This window comes from Staphylococcus sp. EG-SA-2 (assembly GCF_017152085.1).
Window position 1 is genome coordinate 1 of record NZ_JACYHC010000813.1, and the last position, 1255, is coordinate 1255.

Here is a 1255-nt window from a genome sequence, read left to right on the forward strand (position 1 = left end):
TGTGATGCCTAAAATAAAAGTGTTAGTTATCATGATAATCAACCTCACTCATAAGTAGTATATAGTATTTACTTTATACCGAACGATAATGATTATCAACAAATTTTATATAATAATTAAAATATTGCTATAAACACAACTTATTGAGGGATTAATTCTGAAATAACAGCTTGGTCTTGCAAGTCGATATAAGTACAAGTGCCCGCTTGAATATCGATATGCCATTTATAAATGCCAGCTTCAGCCATTTCATCACAAAATGTTTCAAAATCTGTTTGTCCTTGTTGATGTCTAGTTAATACATCTTGAACGATAGATTGATTTGATTTTTGAGCAACAGGAATCGTACTTTTCACAGATGGCGTAACGATATCATCTTCTGATTGATGTACGTATGTTGCAGTGCCATCTTGAATGTTGACGATATTGTAAGTCATCCCCATATCTTTAAAAGCTTTGAATAGTTTTGGAAAATCAACACCAGTAAATTGTTGATGTGCTTGTTGAATTGCAGATAATGTAAATGCCATAATAGTCTCCTTTGAATCGTTTGATTTAGTGAAAATGCGTGCATCATACTAAAATTAGAATGCTGTTAATTATGCGGGAAGGTGTAACGAAAGTAAACAATTATGACTTGTAGGCGTTGAGGTGTTTGTTTCAAAATGTCATACATAGCTGGATAATCATATTTTTTGTACATATTTGACAAATATAGTTGTCAAAAAGACAAATATCATTTACAGTGTAATTAAGGAGTTGATGCGATGTGCGTAATCGATTGAAAGAATTACGAGCACGAGATGGCTTAAACCAAACGCAGCTTGCCAAACTAGCGGGTGTTTCAAGACAAACCATTTCGCTAATTGAGCGAAATAACTTTATGCCATCGGTATTAACTGCAATAAAGATTGCTCGTATCTTCAATGAAACGGTGGAAACTGTTTTTATTATTGAGGAGGATGAGGTATGAAAATACTAAGATATATCGGATATCTTTTACTAGGTGGACTTGTAGGGGGTATCATTGGTGGAATTTTAGGTAATTTTGATGGATTGGGTATTGAGAACTTGACGTTTGCGACATATACCAATGTCGTTGTAATATCGATTGTTGCGACGATTATTATCATATTGGTAGAAGCCATTGTTTTGATGAATCAAAGACGTGCATTGAAGTATAAGCGACTTGTAGATGAAGAGGTAGATATCGATGCAACAGATCAATATGAATTGCTTGCGAATCGTTATGTTT

Annotated in this window: 3 protein-coding genes; 2 read left to right on the forward strand and 1 reads right to left on the reverse strand. The window is 33.8% G+C overall.

Annotated features, from left to right (window positions below; translation table 11 throughout):
- Nucleotides 1–140: 140 nt before the first annotated feature.
- Entirely contained in the window at nt 141–530 is a 390-nt protein-coding gene (locus IDG60_RS14730; RefSeq protein ID WP_103143681.1) for a DUF1398 domain-containing protein, read from the reverse strand.
- Nucleotides 531–769: 239 nt separating this feature from the next.
- Here IDG60_RS14730 and IDG60_RS14735 point away from each other — a divergent pair, with 239 nt between their 5' ends.
- Together IDG60_RS14735 and IDG60_RS14740 are read left to right on the forward strand one after the other, a co-directional pair.
- On the forward strand, nt 770–973 hold the full coding sequence (locus IDG60_RS14735; protein ID WP_001246009.1) for a helix-turn-helix transcriptional regulator: 204 nt from the start codon (nt 770–772) through the stop codon (nt 971–973).
- A partial coding sequence (locus tag IDG60_RS14740; protein ID WP_164825922.1) for a DUF3169 family protein occupies nt 970–1255 on the forward strand: 286 nt, incomplete at its 3' end. The genes IDG60_RS14735 and IDG60_RS14740, both read left to right, overlap by 4 nt.

Excerpts from the sequence above, each read along its gene's own strand:
- IDG60_RS14730 (WP_103143681.1), bottom strand. The coding sequence starts at position 530 with ATGGCATTTACATTATCTGCAATTCAACAAGCACATCAACAATTTACT.